This is a genomic window from Acinetobacter sp. GQ146 (assembly GCF_059758585.1).
In genome coordinates this window covers 1-15,551 of sequence record NZ_JCAXDV010000009.1, presented here as the reverse complement: position 1 = coordinate 15,551, position 15,551 = coordinate 1, and the positions used below count along the sequence as shown (strand labels likewise).

At 41.4% G+C, this 15,551-nt stretch carries 15 protein-coding genes; 10 read left to right on the top strand and 5 right to left on the bottom strand.

The genetic code is table 11. From position 1 onward, the window contains the following. Positions 1-21: 21 nt before the first annotated feature. The 5 genes from rluB to AC6CHI_RS13680 all read right to left on the bottom strand — a co-directional run bounded on the left by rluB (position 22) and on the right by AC6CHI_RS13680 (position 4,249). The gene (rluB, locus tag AC6CHI_RS13700; protein ID WP_498121920.1) at positions 22-1,125 is read right to left on the bottom strand and encodes a 23S rRNA pseudouridine(2605) synthase RluB; all 1,104 of its coding nucleotides are present in this window, start codon (positions 1,123-1,125) and stop codon (positions 22-24) included. 41 nt (positions 1,126-1,166) lie between these two features. Further along, a complete protein-coding gene (gene scpB / locus AC6CHI_RS13695; protein ID WP_498121918.1) occupies positions 1,167-1,751 on the bottom strand; it encodes an SMC-Scp complex subunit ScpB in 585 nt (194 codons plus the stop codon). Further along, on the bottom strand, positions 1,748-2,539 hold the full coding sequence (locus tag AC6CHI_RS13690; RefSeq protein WP_498121916.1) for a segregation and condensation protein A: 792 nt from the start codon (positions 2,537-2,539) through the stop codon (positions 1,748-1,750). The genes scpB and AC6CHI_RS13690 overlap by 4 nt, the downstream gene beginning before the upstream one ends. Positions 2,540-2,891: 352 nt before the next feature. After that, positions 2,892-3,509, bottom strand: coding sequence for an L-threonylcarbamoyladenylate synthase (locus AC6CHI_RS13685; protein WP_498121914.1), 618 nt, complete (start codon positions 3,507-3,509; stop codon positions 2,892-2,894). Positions 3,510-3,586: 77 nt separating this feature from the next. Further along, positions 3,587-4,249 (bottom strand): elongation factor P hydroxylase, encoded by a 663-nt coding sequence (locus tag AC6CHI_RS13680; RefSeq protein WP_498121912.1) that lies wholly within the window; start codon positions 4,247-4,249, stop codon positions 3,587-3,589. 97 nt (positions 4,250-4,346) lie between these two features. On the opposite strand from AC6CHI_RS13680, the gene AC6CHI_RS13675 reads away from it, so the two are divergent. The 10 genes from AC6CHI_RS13675 to AC6CHI_RS13630 form a co-directional block, all read left to right on the top strand. Continuing rightward, entirely contained in the window at positions 4,347-4,904 is a 558-nt protein-coding gene (locus AC6CHI_RS13675) for a YceD family protein (protein ID WP_498121910.1), read from the top strand. Positions 4,905-4,978: 74 nt separating this feature from the next. Continuing rightward, on the top strand, positions 4,979-5,161 hold the full coding sequence (rpmF, locus tag AC6CHI_RS13670) for a 50S ribosomal protein L32 (RefSeq protein ID WP_004279227.1): 183 nt from the start codon (positions 4,979-4,981) through the stop codon (positions 5,159-5,161). Between the two features lie 159 nt (positions 5,162-5,320). Next, positions 5,321-6,307 (top strand): ACP S-malonyltransferase, encoded by a 987-nt coding sequence (gene fabD, locus AC6CHI_RS13665; protein ID WP_458893192.1) that lies wholly within the window; start codon positions 5,321-5,323, stop codon positions 6,305-6,307. Beyond that, a complete protein-coding gene (gene fabG / locus AC6CHI_RS13660; protein ID WP_458893191.1) occupies positions 6,304-7,038 on the top strand; it encodes a 3-oxoacyl-ACP reductase FabG in 735 nt (244 codons plus the stop codon). The genes fabD and fabG overlap by 4 nt, the downstream gene beginning before the upstream one ends. An 85-nt stretch (positions 7,039-7,123) precedes the next feature. After that, positions 7,124-7,360 carry an acyl carrier protein gene (gene acpP, locus AC6CHI_RS13655; protein ID WP_016166057.1) on the top strand — a complete coding sequence of 79 codons (237 nt, stop codon included), beginning with the start codon at positions 7,124-7,126 and terminating at the stop codon, positions 7,358-7,360. Positions 7,361-8,053: 693 nt separating this feature from the next. Beyond that, positions 8,054-9,259 carry a TolC family protein gene (locus AC6CHI_RS13650; protein WP_498121908.1) on the top strand — a complete coding sequence of 402 codons (1,206 nt, stop codon included), beginning with the start codon at positions 8,054-8,056 and terminating at the stop codon, positions 9,257-9,259. An 88-nt stretch (positions 9,260-9,347) separates the two neighbouring features. Further along, entirely contained in the window at positions 9,348-11,636 is a 2,289-nt protein-coding gene (locus tag AC6CHI_RS13645; protein ID WP_498121906.1) for a type I secretion system permease/ATPase, read from the top strand. A 38-nt stretch (positions 11,637-11,674) separates the two neighbouring features. After that, on the top strand, positions 11,675-12,916 hold the full coding sequence (locus AC6CHI_RS13640; protein WP_498121904.1) for an HlyD family type I secretion periplasmic adaptor subunit: 1,242 nt from the start codon (positions 11,675-11,677) through the stop codon (positions 12,914-12,916). A gap of 431 nt (positions 12,917-13,347) precedes the next feature. After that, entirely contained in the window at positions 13,348-14,295 is a 948-nt protein-coding gene (locus AC6CHI_RS13635; RefSeq protein ID WP_498121902.1) for an OmpA family protein, read from the top strand. Positions 14,296-14,357: 62 nt separating this feature from the next. After that, a partial coding sequence (locus AC6CHI_RS13630) for a hypothetical protein (protein WP_498121900.1) occupies positions 14,358-15,551 on the top strand: 1,194 nt, incomplete at its 3' end.

Below are 15,551 nucleotides of genomic sequence, written 5' to 3'. Positions count from 1 at the left end.
TTATGTGCAGTGAGAAGCTAATTAAAACTTCTTAAAGCTTTTGTTTGCACCAAATGGCTTACGCGGTGCTTGTTCATCACGCGAGTCACGTTGACCATAAGCCGCTTTGTTGCCAAAGTTGTCGGAACGGTTGTCACGTTGTGCGTAACCAGAGTTTTGACGTTGCTCACGTTGGCCGTAGCCTGCTGGTGCATTGTCCTGACGACGGTGTGTATGGCCATTCGGGTTTTCACGGCGTTCGCGGTTGAACGTCGGCTTTGGTTGAGCTTCATCATCATTGTCACGACGTTGCTGACGTAAGAAACCACCACGGCGTGCAGCCAATGGTTTGTCTTGCATGCGTTCAGTACGACGTTTCGCCATACCGAACAAACCAGTACCCTGACGTGGTTTTAACTCAACCGACTTGGTTAGGTTGTCGATGTCATTTTTGTCGAGTTCCATCCAGCGACCTGTACGTAATTCACGTGGCAAAATCACTGTGCCATAGCGAGTACGCAATAAGCGGCTGACTTTTAAACCTTGAGATTCAAAAATACGACGCACTTCGCGGTTACGGCCTTCTTTCACAACCACTTGATACCAGCGGTTAATCCCGTCACCACCAATTTCAGAGAAAGATTCGAATTTTGCAGGACCATCATCCAATACCACACCACGCAGCATGTTGTTGCGGATTTGAGGGGTCACTTCACCCATTACACGCACAGCATATTCACGTTCAATTTCGTTCGATGGATGCATTAAACGATTGGCTAACTCACCGTCATTTGTGAACAATAACAAGCCTGTAGAGTTAATATCCAAACGACCTACCATCACCCAACGATCATTGGCAATCGAAGGTAAATTATCAAACACGGTTGGACGTTGTTCAGGATCGTTACGTGAACAAATTTCACCTTCTGGTTTGTAATAAATCAGAACGCGACGACGAATTTCGTCTTCAATTTGGAACTGCACTTTACGACCATCGATGCGAAGCTCATCGCCTGGCTCAATACGTTCGCCTACTTGCGCAACACGACCGTTGACACTCACACGACCAGCAGCAATGACTTCTTCCATATAACGGCGAGAGCCGAGTCCAACTCGTGCGAGTACCTTTTGCAATTTTTCACTCATGACAGCATAACCTTAGAAATTATCATCAACAGTTCGCCTATTTATGATTTCGGTGCTTGCGCATCGAGGGTCATAAAAGCTTCCTTGGCATCCTGTAGGGGAGGCAATTGGCCAACAGAGGTTAGACCAAAAGCATTTAAAAATTGAGGCGTTGTGACTAACAACGCGGGTCTTCCAGGGAGTTCCCGAAAACCAGATTCTTTAATCCAGTTCCAGTCAAATAGGGTTCTCAATATTTGACTATTATTCGAGACTCCACGAATTTGTTCAATGTCCGCACGAGTCACGGGTTGATGGTAAGCCACCACCGCTAGAATTTCGAGCAGAGCAGGCGATAAGCGTGTTGGACGCTCAGGCCAGGTTTGACTAATAATATGTCGGTATTTGGCGCGGACTTGAAAGCGGAAACCTTGAGCAGTTTCAACCAGTTCAATCGAGCGACCATGTTGTAATACCATTAATTGTTGGATCAATTGGCGCAGTTCAGATTTGGAATATTGATCTTGAAATGCTTCTTTCAGACGTGCCAAGGAAACAGGTGCATCACTGGCAAAAATAATCGCTTCCAGTTGCATCAACATTTCATGATGCGTTTCAGAAGTCGAAAGCAGAGTCGATTCACTCATGATTGTGCTCCTTGTACACTCAATGGGGCCTCAATCCCTGAACCAATAATTTTGACGCGCTGTTGGCGGGTCAATTCCAGTACCGCCATAAAGGTGACGACCACCCCCATGCGACCCTGACTTGGTTTCAGTAATTCAATAAATTCGAGCACATTACCGGTTTGCAGCTTTTCTTCAATAAAGGCAATCCGTTCTTCTAGCAAGACCGGTTCTTGCTCAATTTTATGCATGACAGGCTCTGGGCGATTAAACACACAAAATAGAGCATCATGCAGCAGATTGACTGAAAACCCTTCATGACGCACCGCAACATCGCCTAGGCTGACATTGGTTTCGAAGGTATCCCGCTCTAAAATGCTCATTTGACCCAAACGTTCAGCCGCTTGCTTAACCCGTAAATAAGTTTCTAAGCGGTCAATCAATTCCTGCTTAGGATCTTTTTCTACTGCAATTGCCGTTGGCTTTGGCAGTAACAAACGCGATTTTAAATCAGCCAGTAAGGCAGCCATCACCATATAGTCTGCGGTGAGTTCAATGTTTAATGACTTCATCGCATCCATGTAGGACAGATACTGAGCCGCAATTGGAGCAATGTCTAACTGTAATAAGTCAAACCCATTTTTTTGAATCAGATAAATTAAAAAGTCGAGTGGTCCTTCGAAATGCTCTAAAAGAATTTCAAATGCAGCGGGAGGAATATATAAATCCTCAGGGATGGAGTCTTGCCATTCATCTAGAACACGGATGTGAGGCGTATCTTCCATTGCATTATGGACGGATTGATTCATTACAGTTATTGGCCACGCGAATTTTCAAAGGCATGATTATGCGTTTTTGAATCAGCACTTAGGAGAGAAAGTAGAGGTGATTAAAAAATACATAATTTTAATAGGGCTTAGTGTAAAGCAAATTGCAGGATGAATAAATTACTTCACCGACTAAATCACAAAAAAAGCAGTAAATAAATATGCAGTATTTTTTTGAGTGATGATAAACAGGACTCGAATTGAGTTCATCCAATAGATACCAGAATTGAAAGAATTGACCAAACAGAGGGTTCTATAACATTGTAATTATTTACATTACAACGTTATATAGGTCTAAGGGGAGTTTTCCCCCCTTAGATGTTTATGGCTTTTATTATTCAAAAGCACTGACATCACCCACACCATGCCGGATTACCACAGGGTGATCTCCAGACAGATCCACAATACTGGTGGTACTTAAAGTGCCCAAGCCGCCATCGATAAACACATCAATACGTTTTTCAAGCTGCATTTCAATCTCATAAGGGTCATCGAGTGGATCTGCTATCCCGGGTAAGATCAGGGTACTGGTCAGTAGAGGTTCGCCCAACTCTTTTAGCAGCATTTGGCAAATCGGATTGCTGGGGATGCGTAAACCGATGGTTTTCTTTTTCGGGTGCATCAAACGACGCGGCACTTCGCTGGTCGCAGGTAAGATAAAGGTGGTGACCGCAGGGGTATTGTTTTTCAGTAAACGATACATGGCATTGTCGACTTTGGCATAAGTGGCAATGTCGGATAAATCGGAACAGATAATCGCATATTGATGTTTGGGACCTAAACCACGAATTTGTGAAATACGCTCCATGGCACTTTTATTCCCAATCTGACAACCAATCGCATAAGCAGCATCGGTCGGGTAGACCACCACATCACCCGCCCGAATACGTTCCACTGCCTGACTGATTAAGCGCGGTTGTGGATTATCAGGATGTATTCTTAAGTGCAACATATTTTTCTCCTGATTTTTTAGATATTATCTGTTGAAATTACAGTATGTTGACATGAATCTTTGATGAATTTCTGTAATTAATCCAGCATTACGCGTTGAAACTCGTCACTTTGTAATCTTTTGCCACTTCGGGTGCAGGTACAAATGCAGTCAATGAAGTATTTTGCATCACGTGGCAGAGCGATTTCTCCTGCACAATAACGTTGGACTTGAGCATAGACATTATCTTTGAATGTTGCTCCATTACCACCTTCGCCTGTGAGGTTGTCGAGTGATACGCGAAATTTTCGTCCAAAGGCTTGTGCAAACATCCATTCAATGGCTTGTGGCTTAATTTCGACTTGTTCAAACAAGGCTTGTTGTTCTGCCGTGCGACCATCGGGTGCATACCAGTAACCTAAATCGGGAAGGAGACGACGTTGTTCTCCCGCAATGGTCCAGTGACTAATTTCGTGCAGGGCGCTATTAAAGAAACCATGGGCAAATTGAATCCGCGCTGGCTGTTCATGTGTCGCTGGAAAATATTCAGGTTCATGCTCACCGCGAATCAAATTCACATTAAGGTGGGAAAACCAGTAATTAAAGTGTAAGATGAGCCAGTCAACTTGTTCATTTTCTGTCTGTAAATTCGCCCAGTCCAAAAGTTGCACTTGGTCTGGTGAAATGTCAGAATGAACAGCTGAAAGTGTGCTAACAAGTGATTTTTTATTCACTTCTGTTTGCGGCTGCAACAGATGCATGACTTAATTTACCCAATAGGTCTGTCTAAATAAGTACAAAATTGTATCTTAATCTTTGACAGAGTACTGATGAATTTGTAGAATTGCCGCCTTAATTATGTCAGCAAATACCTTTCCGGCACAGATTGAGCCGTTTAAATGGGCTGAACAAGGCTTTACATGGTCAGGTACCCTGCCATTGTCTCGCTTTGTTCGTATCGCTCGTGAAGCTGTTGGATCAATTGATGATCAATTGATTAACATAGACTGTAAGCTATCAATGGATGCGTATCATCGTATTGTATGGTTGGATGGTCATGTTGAAACCAAAGTTCCAATGGAATGCCAGCGCTGTTTAGGCGCTGTAGAAATTGAGTTGGTTTCAGATTTTCATCTAGCTCTTATTGATGATGAGTCACTGATAGAGCGCTTGGATGAGGATGCTGATTTCATCGTACTAGGTGAAAGTGAAGCGACAACGAAAGGAGATTTTGCAACTCCTGCCACTGCCGATTTACTCGCACTTTTGGAAGATGAACTGTTATTGTTGCTGCCTTTGTCTCCTAAGCACGACGCTTGTGAGCATAAGCATCGACCTGCCGTTCAGGACGTTGTCGAAGAAAAACGGGATAACCCGTTTGATGTTTTGGCAGGTTTGAAGGGTAAACTTAACTAAATTTTGTGTTATACTGTTAAGTTAAGACAACTGAATTTGTTCTGATCCATTTTTTCGATTTGTAAGGAGCCATCATGGCCGTTCAGCAAAACCGTAAAAGTCGCTCTCGCCGTGACATGCGCCGTTCACATGACGCTTTAACCGAGAATGCATTAACTGTAGACCAAGCTACTGGTGAAACGCACCGTCGTCACCACGTATCTAAAGATGGTATCTACCGTGGTCGTCAATTATTCGCTAAAGCATCTGCTGAATAATTGATGAAGCATTAAGCGACAGGCTTAGTGAAAAAATTGGGAGCGAAAGCTCCCTTTTTTTGTCTCCAATTTTTGTTGTATTTCGCAATTACCAAAAACAAAATTAAGTGTTAAATTTTCGCTCCATGAATGAGCAGTGACTACATAAAGGATTCTTATATGTCTGCTAGACCACTTGAACAAGCAGCTCAAGCAACAAAAACTGCATTTGTGTTTCCAGGTCAAGGTTCGCAAAAAGCTGGCATGCTGGCTGAACTTGCTGAACAGTTTAGTGGTGTTCGTGACACCTTCGCGGAAGCATCAGAAGCTCTAGGTTTTGATTTATGGCATATTGCCCAAAGCGGTGAAGGCTTAGACCAAACTGAATTTACTCAGCCAGTGTTATTGACTGCGAGTATTGCTTTGTGGCGTGTATGGTTGGAACTTGGTGGGGTTGTACCGAAATACCTTGCAGGTCACTCATTGGGTGAATACAGCGCTTTGGTTGCTGCGGGTGCAATGACTTTGGGGGATGCCGTTAAGTTGGTGAATTTGCGCGGCAAACTCATGCAAAATGCTGTGCCTCAAGGCAAAGGTGCAATGGCCGCAATTTTGGGTCTTGAAGATGCCAAAGTTGTAGAGTTGTGTGCTGAAGTGACTGCACAAGGTCAAGGCTCAGTGCAAGCGGCAAACTACAATGCTCAAGGTCAAGTTGTGATTGCGGGTGAAAAAGCTGCGGTTGAAGCGGTAATGGCGATTGCGAAAGAGCAATCAGGTAAAGCCATTGCTTTACCAGTGTCTGTACCATCACATTGTGCATTAATGAAACCTGCCGCAGAGCAATTTGCACTTGCGTTGGAACAAACTGCCATTGAGCTACCTAGCATTCCTGTAATACAAAATGTCAACGCGGAAATCGCGACAGATGTAGCGCAATTACGTCAGGCATTAACTGCACAATTGTACCAATCCGTACAATGGACCAAAACCATGCAGTTTGTGCAGGATCAGGGCATTCAATTTATTGTTGAGTGTGGTCCGGGTAACGTACTTGCCAATCTTGCGAAGCGTTTACCTAATATTGATAAAGCATTCCCACTCGACACCAAAGGTCGTATGGAGGATGCACTGAATGCCATTTTAGTGGCAGAAGGGAAAATTGCATGACACAAGAACGCAAAGTCGCTTTAGTGACAGGCGCGAGTAGAGGGATTGGCGCAGCCATCGCTCAACAGTTAATTCAAGACGGTTATTTTGTTGTGGGTACTGCGACATCTGAATCCGGCGCAGAAAAATTGTCAGCATCATTTGGTGAAAATGGGGCGGGTAAAGTCCTCGACGTTCGCGATGGGGCAGCAATTGATGCATTGGTTACAGATATCGAACAAAATTATGGTCCAGTTCTTGCACTTGTAAATAATGCAGGAATTACCCGTGATAATTTGTTACTACGTATGTCTGAAGATGATTGGGATGATATTCTGAACATTCATTTAAAAGCCGTATACCGTTTGTCTAAGCGTGTTCTTAAAGGCATGACTAAAGCCCGTTTTGGACGCATTATTAACATCAGCTCTGTGGTTGCGCATTTCGCAAACCCAGGACAGGCCAACTATTCAGCTGCTAAAGCAGGTATTGAGGCATTTAGCCGCAGTCTTGCAAAAGAAATGGGTAGCCGACAAATTACTGTGAACTCGGTTGCACCAGGCTTTATTGCAACGGAAATGACAGAACAGTTAAGCGAAGAAATTCGCAAAAAAATGAGTGATCAAGTGGCACTTCAGCGCTTAGGTGAACCACAAGATATCGCGAATGCTGTAAGTTTCTTGGCTTCTGAGAAGGCAAGTTACATTACAGGTACGGTTTTACACGTAAATGGTGGTTTATACATGAGCTAAGGCTGATGTATAAACTTTCAAAAAATTAGAGTTTCAATTAAACTAACGGCATTTAAAAACGCCACAAGCAATGAGGAGAATTCCTGTGAGCGATATCGAACAACGCGTTAAACAAGCGGTTGCAGAACAACTTGGTCTTAAAGTAGAAGAGATCAAAAACGAAGCATCTTTCATGGATGACTTAGGTGCAGACTCTCTTGACCTAGTTGAACTTGTTATGTCTTTCGAAAATGATTTCGACATCACTATCCCTGATGAAGATTCTAACGAGATCACGACAGTTCAATCTGCTATTGACTATGTTTCTAAGAAACTTGGTTAATCGTTGATTTTCAGCTTCGCTGAAGAAAAAGCCACCTTTTAGGTGGCTTTTTTTATGATTTCAACTTATAGGGGGGATGGGGGTGTGTGGTAGGAATACGCTGTTAAGCCATATATCCCTAAAAATGGGGATATCAATTTTGATTCATCAATTTTAAGGTAAGAGATACCCTAAGAAGGATAAATCAGAGATTAAAATAAGAAATTGAATTTATTGCTACTCATGAAAGTTGAGTCTGGCAGTTGGTTTATTTGTAACAAAAAATGTATACTAAATTACTTGGTTTTATGTAATTATTAGTTTTGTTTTAAAAATAAGTAAAATAGATAATAATAAAATTCAATCATCAATGTTACATATATGTATAGTAAAATGGTTAAATTATAAAAAATTGATAACGCATCCACATTTTTATGACATGGTGATGTCATTTTTCGGTATAAAAAATTGTCGATTGATTTTTTATCAACTAATCCAGCCTGAATTATTTTTTAATTATTAAGTATAACTTAAGTATACGGCTTGTCTATCGGCTGTGCTAAATGACTATTAACTTGTTGAATTTAGTTGTTAAACTGGCTTGTGAGATATAAGTCACAATGTTTTATACGTATAAGAAGTATTTATAGCTAAAAGATGACAATGCGAAATAAACAAGTTCAATCAGTGTATTGGGGCAAAGGAATAGCTCTATTGCTGACATTATTTTGTACCTCTTCGGTATATGCCGTGCCATTAAAAGCATTGTTAAGAACAGCTTTGGAGCAAGACCCAATGATGTTAGAAGCACAAGCCAACGAAGATGCGGCATTAAGTAAGGTTAAAGAGTCAAAGTCATTGCATTATCCCACTTTGGCTGTAACCGCCAATCAGATTCTTGATCAATATCATCAGAGTCAATATGACTATGTGAGTGAAGATTTCACTCCTGGGCTTCGAGGTAGCGTTAATCTGTATTCATTTGGGGCGATCAGCGCTCAAGTCGATCGGGATGTGAAAAAATCACTATACTTTGAGCAGAAGATTGACGAAACGGCTGAGGAGTTGGGCTACAACATTGGCACTGAATATTTAAAAGCCCTGAATGCACACGAGGCGCTTGCGGTGCAGATGCGAAGTTTAGCGCGCCACAACAAATTTACCCATGACATTGGGGTCATTGTGCAATATGACCCAGGTCGGCGCTCAGAGTTGACCCAAGCGCAAGCGAGACAAATGCAGGTAGAGCATACAATCAGTAGTTTGCAGCGTGAACTGGGTTTTGCATTAAGTCATTTAAAAAAATATTCCTCAGAAATTATTAATCAAGATACCCTTGTTGATCCTTTTATTGCCATGCCTCCAAGTGAGTTTATTCAGCGTTATCAACTGAGTGAGGTAAGGCAACATCCCTCTTATATGGCGCAACATGCTGAGCTCGACAGTATTCGATCCGAGGTGAAGTATCGTCAAGCAAAACGCTATCCAAGTATTAACTTGGAAGGCAATGTGACGACTGAGGATCGGCAGGTGTATTTAAATCTGTCTTGGAATTTACTGAATCGTGCATCTAAATATTCGGTAGAGCAAAGTGGTCAGTCTGTAGTTGCTGCACAAGCCCGATTGGAACAAATTCAGCGGGATATTGAGGAGCGTGCCCGAACGGCTGAAATTGACATGTTTCAAAGTCAACAAAAAATGCATATTTCACAGGAGCAAATACAAGCATCTCGCAAAGTGGTTAGTGATAACGAAAAACAGTTCAAAATTGCCAGAAAAAGTTTAATAGATGTGCTGAATGCCTATAACGAATTAGCAGGCGTCGAAATGGCGTATGTAACGGCACAAAATGATTACAGGATGGCTGCGTTGGCATATCTACGTGCACAGGCGGGTATTAGTAATTGGGTGAGGCAATAGAAGAGTCGAGATCTGATTCACATATGGACGTGGATTATGCCTGAATGACCAGAGGGTCTAATAATTAAAAAAGGATGACATCAAGAAAATGAAATCCATTATAGAACACATTGCTTTGGTGACCCGACTTCTCGGTAATCCATTACCAGTCGCTACATTGATGGCGCAGGTAACGCATGATCAACATTTGAATGTAAATTATTCCGCATTGATTGAGGTATTAAAAAGCCACGGATTTGAAAATACCTTAGCAAAAAAAGCACTTCTAGATATCCCTTATTTGGCTGTACCTGCGGTGATTGTGTTGCAGCATGACGAGGCCGCGGTCATTACGCGGATTGAAGGCAACGGTACAGCGCGGGTATATGAATTACAACAAACGGATGGTTTGAAACAATCATTTACGCATCTGCAATTGGCGCAGCTTTATGCTGGTTACTGTTGGTTTATTAAAGCAAAGCTCGCGAGTGACGTACGTTCGGAGTTGCCTGAATATCATTTGCCGAAAGCATGGTTTTGGAAAGTGATTTGGCGCTTTCGAGCCTATTATTCACAGGTGATTTTAGCGACTTTTGTGATTAATTTTCTGGCATTGGTCAGTTCGTTATATGTCATGAATGTATATGATCGGGTAATTCCCAACAAATCGTATGAAACCCTGTGGGTACTCAGTATTGGCGTGATATTGGCCATCAGTTTTGAATTTTTAGCAAAAATGATTCGGGGACATTTGACCGACATTGCAGGCAAGAAAGCCGATTTAATTATTAGTTCAGCAATTTTTAGACGAGTGATGAGCCTAGATTTAGCAGAACGTCCGGTTTCATCTGGTTCCTATGCCAATAATTTGCGTGAATTTGAATCTGTGCGTGAATTTATGACCAGTGCCAGTTTATTGGTGTTGGTAGATTTACCTTTCCTGTTGTTGTTTATTACCGTGATCTGGATGATTGGCGGACAGTTAGCACTGGTGCCGTTAATTTTAATTCCAATTGTAATGTTGGTCGGAATTTTGGCTCAGGCTCCTTTAGCACGCTTTATCAATGAGTCCATGAAAGAAGCTTCGCAGCGGCAGGGACTTGCGGTCGAGGCAATTGAAGGGATTGAGACGCTAAAAGCCAATAATGCGACCAGTTGGGCGCAACAAAAATGGGACTATTGCACCGCTAAAAATGCAGCTTCGAGTACCAAAACGCGTGATCTTAGTAATTTTGTGGTGAATTTTTCGGTTGCTGTTCAGCAATTGAATACGGTCATTTTGGTCATACTGGGGACTTATCTCATTCATAGCCCAGACCCAAACCATAAAATCAGTATGGGGGCGTTAATTGCTTCTGTGATTTTATCAGGCCGAGCCTTAGCACCTTTGGCTCAAATAGCGAGTTTAGCGGTCCGTTTTCAACAAGCAAAAATCGGCTTGCAAGGTTTACAAAGCATTATTGAGCGTAAAATTGAACGACATCCAGATCGGCAATATATCAGTCTAGATCAGGTGAAGGGTGAGCTGAAGTTTAAAAATGTCAGTTTTAAATATCAACAAGACATCCCCGCAGTATTGAAAGGCCTCAATTTGAATATTGAAGCTGGAGAGAAGATTGGAATTTTAGGCAAAATTGGCAGTGGTAAGACCACGACTTTGAAACTTGCAAGTGGCATGTTCGAGCCGTTGGAAGGGAATGTCACTTTGGATGGTGTAGATTTGCGTCAGCTTGATCCTCATTTTTTACGTAATCAAGTGGCAATGTTAGGTCAGGCACCACGCTTGTTTCTGGGGAGTTTGCGGGAAAATCTAGATTTGGCACGACAAGATGGATTTTCAACCGATCAAGAATTATTAATCGCCTTGAAACGCTTTGGTCTGGATAGTCTTATTCAGAATCATCCCAGAGGTTTAGATATGCCGCTTGGAGAAGATGGCTTAGGGCTTTCAGGAGGGCAGAAGCAAATTATTGCTCTAGCTCGATTAACGTTAAGACATCCGAAAGTCGTTCTGTTAGATGAACCGACCAATGGTTTGGATCAGCTTACGGAAAAACAAACTTTGGCTGCTTTACACCAATGGAGCAAAGATAAAACCTTATTGGTCGTAACACATCGAACTCAGGTATTAAGTATTGTGAATCGTGTGATTGTGATTGATCAAGGGCAAGTGGTCATGGATGGTCCGCGAGATGTGGTGCTGAACAAATTAGCCACAAATGATCAAAAACAAAAAGAATCGGCAACAGCACAACCATCGACTAGCAAGGAACAGGGTTCATCTATGGGGCAAACAGCACCACAACATGGACGGACAATCGTTGTTAAGTCAGATCAGTCACAAACCTATCAGAATCCAACGAATCATTCGCAAGTACAAAAAGTAAATATGGAATAGTTGCAGATTGGGACAATCAAGCGACCAGAGTAAAGATTATGGAAAAATATCAAAACCCAGTTACTGAAGAACGAATTCAGTCCAAAGATCTCAAGCTATTGAATGATCTGAATGCTGCATTACAGACCGAACAGCACACGGGCTTATTCTGGACCATCAGTTTGTTATTTGTGCTTTTAGTGGTGTTTGTATTTTGGGCCTATCACAGTCCTGTGGAAGAAGTGACTCGTGGTCAGGGGAGTGTCATTCCGACCAGCCGAGAGCAAATTTTACAAAGTCTAGATCCTGGCACCATCAAAGAAATGCTAGTGAAAGAAGGGGATGTTGTTGAAAAAGGTCAAATTTTATTGCGGCTAGATGATACCCGTAGCTCCGCGATTTTAAGAGAAAGCAAGGCTAAGGTGGAAAATTTAGAAGCGATGGCTGCGCGTCTTAGAGCAGAGTCTTATGCTACGAGTATTCAATTTCCTGCTGGAATTGGTGAGTCACTCAAACACCGGGAGCGTGCAGCATATACGGCACGACGTCGTGCAGTAGAAGATGCTGTTGCTGGCTTACAAAGTAGTAAATCCATGCTGGATCGGGAAATTTCAATTACCGCGCCAATGGTGGCTGAAGGGGTGATGTCAGAAGTTGAGCTCCTTCGTATGCGCCGCCAATCATCAGATTTAGCTTTACAGATTGCTGAAAAGCGCAATCAATATGCTGCTGATGCCAATAATGAGCTGGTACGTGTGGAGTCAGAATTAGCACAAGCTAAAGAGAACATGGCAATGCGTGCTGATCCAGTGGATCGTTCCTTAATTCGGGCACCCTTACGCGGGATTGTGAAGAATATCAAAATCAACACTGTTGGTGGTGTTGTTCAGGCGGGGCAAGACATCATGGAAATTGTGCCATTGAATGACAAATTATTAGTTGAAGCTTATATCCGCCCTCAAGATGTGGCCTTTGTGCATCCAGGTTTGGCTGCGATTGTAAAAATTACAGCCTATGACTATGCCTTATATGGTGGTTTGGACGGTAAAGTCACCTTAATTAGTCCAGATACACTCAGAGATAAAACCCGCCCGAGTGAGTTAAATTTAAATCCAGAAGAAGCTTATTACCGCATTTTGGTTGAAACTCATCAAAATTCATTACGGGATAAAAATGGAAAAGTGATGCCGATTATCCCAGGTATGATTGCTAGCGTTGATGTTAAAACAGGAGAGAAGACAATATTTCAATATTTAATCAAACCGATTACGCGAATGAAACAAGCATTGCAAGAAAGATAATCCATAAATTGTAGAACTATGAATTAAATTTATAATAGTTTTTGGATATAAAGAGTTGGCCATAATGTGGTTAAAATAAATTTATCTATAATAATTAAAATATATTTATCTATAATAATTAAAATATATTTTGAATGTATTTTTTAATAGATTTTTTAAAATAATCAGTAAAAACCATATTATTAATATGGTTTTTTTAAAATTTATAATATTTTTATTTTTTACAAGTAAATATGATGATTAATTAAAATTAATCAAAAAAATATGACTAAAGCTATTGTTTTTTTAATTTTTTAAAATATTCTTTATAAATAAGCTTGATTGAAAATTCACATAAATACATATTTTTTTTATGGTTTTATGTATAAATAAAAAATATATCCCTGAAGATAGGGTAGGAAATTAGAAGATAAATAATCGAGGTTAATATTATGTTGGTTAAGAGATTTGTATTAATTTTAGGGTGCTCCTTATTTTTGGTGGGTTGCACTTCTGCTAATAAACAGCCTTCTTCAGAACATTGGACTATCTTTAGCTCAAAGCCATTTTCTCAGTCTGAAGTGATTAAAGAGGGACATACGCGAGTAGTTTTTATTCGGGATAAAGAGGGTTTAAAAGGTCCAGCCGCAAACATATTTGTGGCTGGACATTATTTAACATCACTTTTACCTGGAGGATATAAAACACAACAACTCTGTACTCAACCGACAAGAATTACAGCGGCATATACAAGAAGTGACTTAGATTATTCTCAGGTTCGTCAGCAAAATTCGCAGCAACAATTATCAGAAGGCGTTACCCAGTATTTTAGATTAGTGAATGGCGAGCATCAGTCTATTCAATTGCAAGCCCTTGAAGAAACTCAGGCATTAGCCATTCTGCCGAACTTGAAAGAAGAGGTGCATACTGTTTCACGAGTCAAAGAGGTTCAAGAATGTGTAAAACCAGTTTATGTGCCTGTTCCAGTAAAAACGGTATTAAAAAAATATACGTTGGAAGCCAGTACATTATTTAGTTATGCAAAATCAGGTGCGAATGATTTAACCCCGAAGGGGCGGCAAGAAGTTGCAGCAATTGCATCAGAAATTAGCCGTGATCAAGATGGAATTAGTCATATTGCAGTGATTGGCTATACCGATCCAGTGGGTTCTGAAATTTCTAATCAACAACTATCACAACGTCGAGCGGAAACGGTACGAAGTTTACTTGTACAAAATAATGTGATGAAAAATAATATCTTAGTCGAAGGGCGTGGAGAGCAGGATCTTATTGTGAGTGATTGTGAACAGCGTTATGCCAAAGATAAATCTGCACGTGAGCAGTGTGATTTCCCGAACCGACGGGTAGAAATCGTAACTTATGGAATGAAGGCTGAGTAAAGCATTCTCTCTGCATTTATTCACCAAATAAAGAATCAAACTATAAGAAAAGGATAAATAACATGCCAAATCAAACTGTCAGCATAAAATTGCACGATGCAAAAAAAATTATTTCAGCATTTCAGGTTACCAAAACACACGATCAGCCCATCACCATTCAGGCACAAAAAGGCGTGAATTATGAATTGATTGATGATGCCACTCAACGAGCGCCAGAAAATATCAAAATTCAACGTATTGGAAATGATCTGTATATTGGCTTTGATGATGGGAATGCAAACCCGCTCGATCCTGATTTGATCATACAAGGCTATTACGGCACAGATGGAATCACAACCAACCTGATTATTGGCATGCATGAAAATGGCAATTTCTATGCCTATGTTCCTGAAAGTGGTCTACAAGAAAACGCGGTCAGTATGCTCGCAGATCAAGTCAGCGCGGGTCAGGCCTTAGGCGGAGAGCCTTTAACTTCAGCTGCATACGAATTTAATCCTTATTGGTTGTTGGCCTTAATTCCTTTGATTGGTTTAGCCGCGGCTGGTGGAGGGGGCGGTGGCGGAAGTGGGGGATCAACACCTGCTAAAACTGCTGATAACCCTGATGTAGTTGCATTAGATGGTGGACAGGTCATAATTAAACCTGGGGCAGATAATGTTAAACAAGTCATTGTATATACAGATGAATCAAATAATACGGTCACGCTGACTGTGAATAAAGCATCTGATGGCACATGGAGTCTCGATCAAACCCCAACTGGAGTTAGTGTTGACCCATCAACAGGTTTAGTTACCTTGGAAATGGATGCTGTAAAAGATGGCAGCACTGTGACTTCTACGGGGAGCAACTCAAGTAATAATACTGCAACTGATAGTGATACTGCTAGGGTGGATGACAGCACACCTAATGCTGCGGATACGCCTGATGTCGTGGCGCTGGCGACAGGCGCTGTAGCAGTTAGACCTGGAGCGGACAATGTTAAACAGGTCATTACTTATACCGATGAATCTGATAATCCAGTGACTTTGACTGCGACTAAAGGTGAGGACGGTACTTGGAGTTTGGACAATACTATAGCCAATGTTTCGATTAATCCTACAACAGGACTTGTTGCACTTAATCCTAATGCAGTGAAAGATGGTTCAATTGTTACATCGGTGGGTAGTGATGCATATAACAATACAGCAAGTGATAGTGATACGGCATTAACCGATGAAACGGATACTCAAAGTTCGGATTTAATTGCCCCAACCCTA

Excerpts from the sequence above, each read along its gene's own strand:
- rluB (WP_498121920.1), bottom strand. The coding sequence starts at position 1,125 with ATGAGTGAAAAATTGCAAAAGGTACTCGCACGAGTTGGACTCGGCTCT.
- scpB (WP_498121918.1), bottom strand. The coding sequence starts at position 1,751 with ATGAGTGAATCGACTCTGCTTTCGACTTCTGAAACGCATCATGAAATG.
- AC6CHI_RS13690 (WP_498121916.1), bottom strand. The coding sequence starts at position 2,539 with ATGAATCAATCCGTCCATAATGCAATGGAAGATACGCCTCACATCCGT.
- AC6CHI_RS13685 (WP_498121914.1), bottom strand. The coding sequence starts at position 3,509 with ATGTTGCACTTAAGAATACATCCTGATAATCCACAACCGCGCTTAATC.
- AC6CHI_RS13680 (WP_498121912.1), bottom strand. The coding sequence starts at position 4,249 with ATGCATCTGTTGCAGCCGCAAACAGAAGTGAATAAAAAATCACTTGTT.
- AC6CHI_RS13675 (WP_498121910.1), top strand. The coding sequence starts at position 4,347 with ATGTCAGCAAATACCTTTCCGGCACAGATTGAGCCGTTTAAATGGGCT.
- rpmF (WP_004279227.1), top strand. The coding sequence starts at position 4,979 with ATGGCCGTTCAGCAAAACCGTAAAAGTCGCTCTCGCCGTGACATGCGC.
- fabD (WP_458893192.1), top strand. The coding sequence starts at position 5,321 with ATGTCTGCTAGACCACTTGAACAAGCAGCTCAAGCAACAAAAACTGCA.
- fabG (WP_458893191.1), top strand. The coding sequence starts at position 6,304 with ATGACACAAGAACGCAAAGTCGCTTTAGTGACAGGCGCGAGTAGAGGG.
- AC6CHI_RS13645 (WP_498121906.1), top strand. The coding sequence starts at position 9,348 with ATGAAATCCATTATAGAACACATTGCTTTGGTGACCCGACTTCTCGGT.
- AC6CHI_RS13640 (WP_498121904.1), top strand. The coding sequence starts at position 11,675 with ATGGAAAAATATCAAAACCCAGTTACTGAAGAACGAATTCAGTCCAAA.
- AC6CHI_RS13635 (WP_498121902.1), top strand. The coding sequence starts at position 13,348 with ATGTTGGTTAAGAGATTTGTATTAATTTTAGGGTGCTCCTTATTTTTG.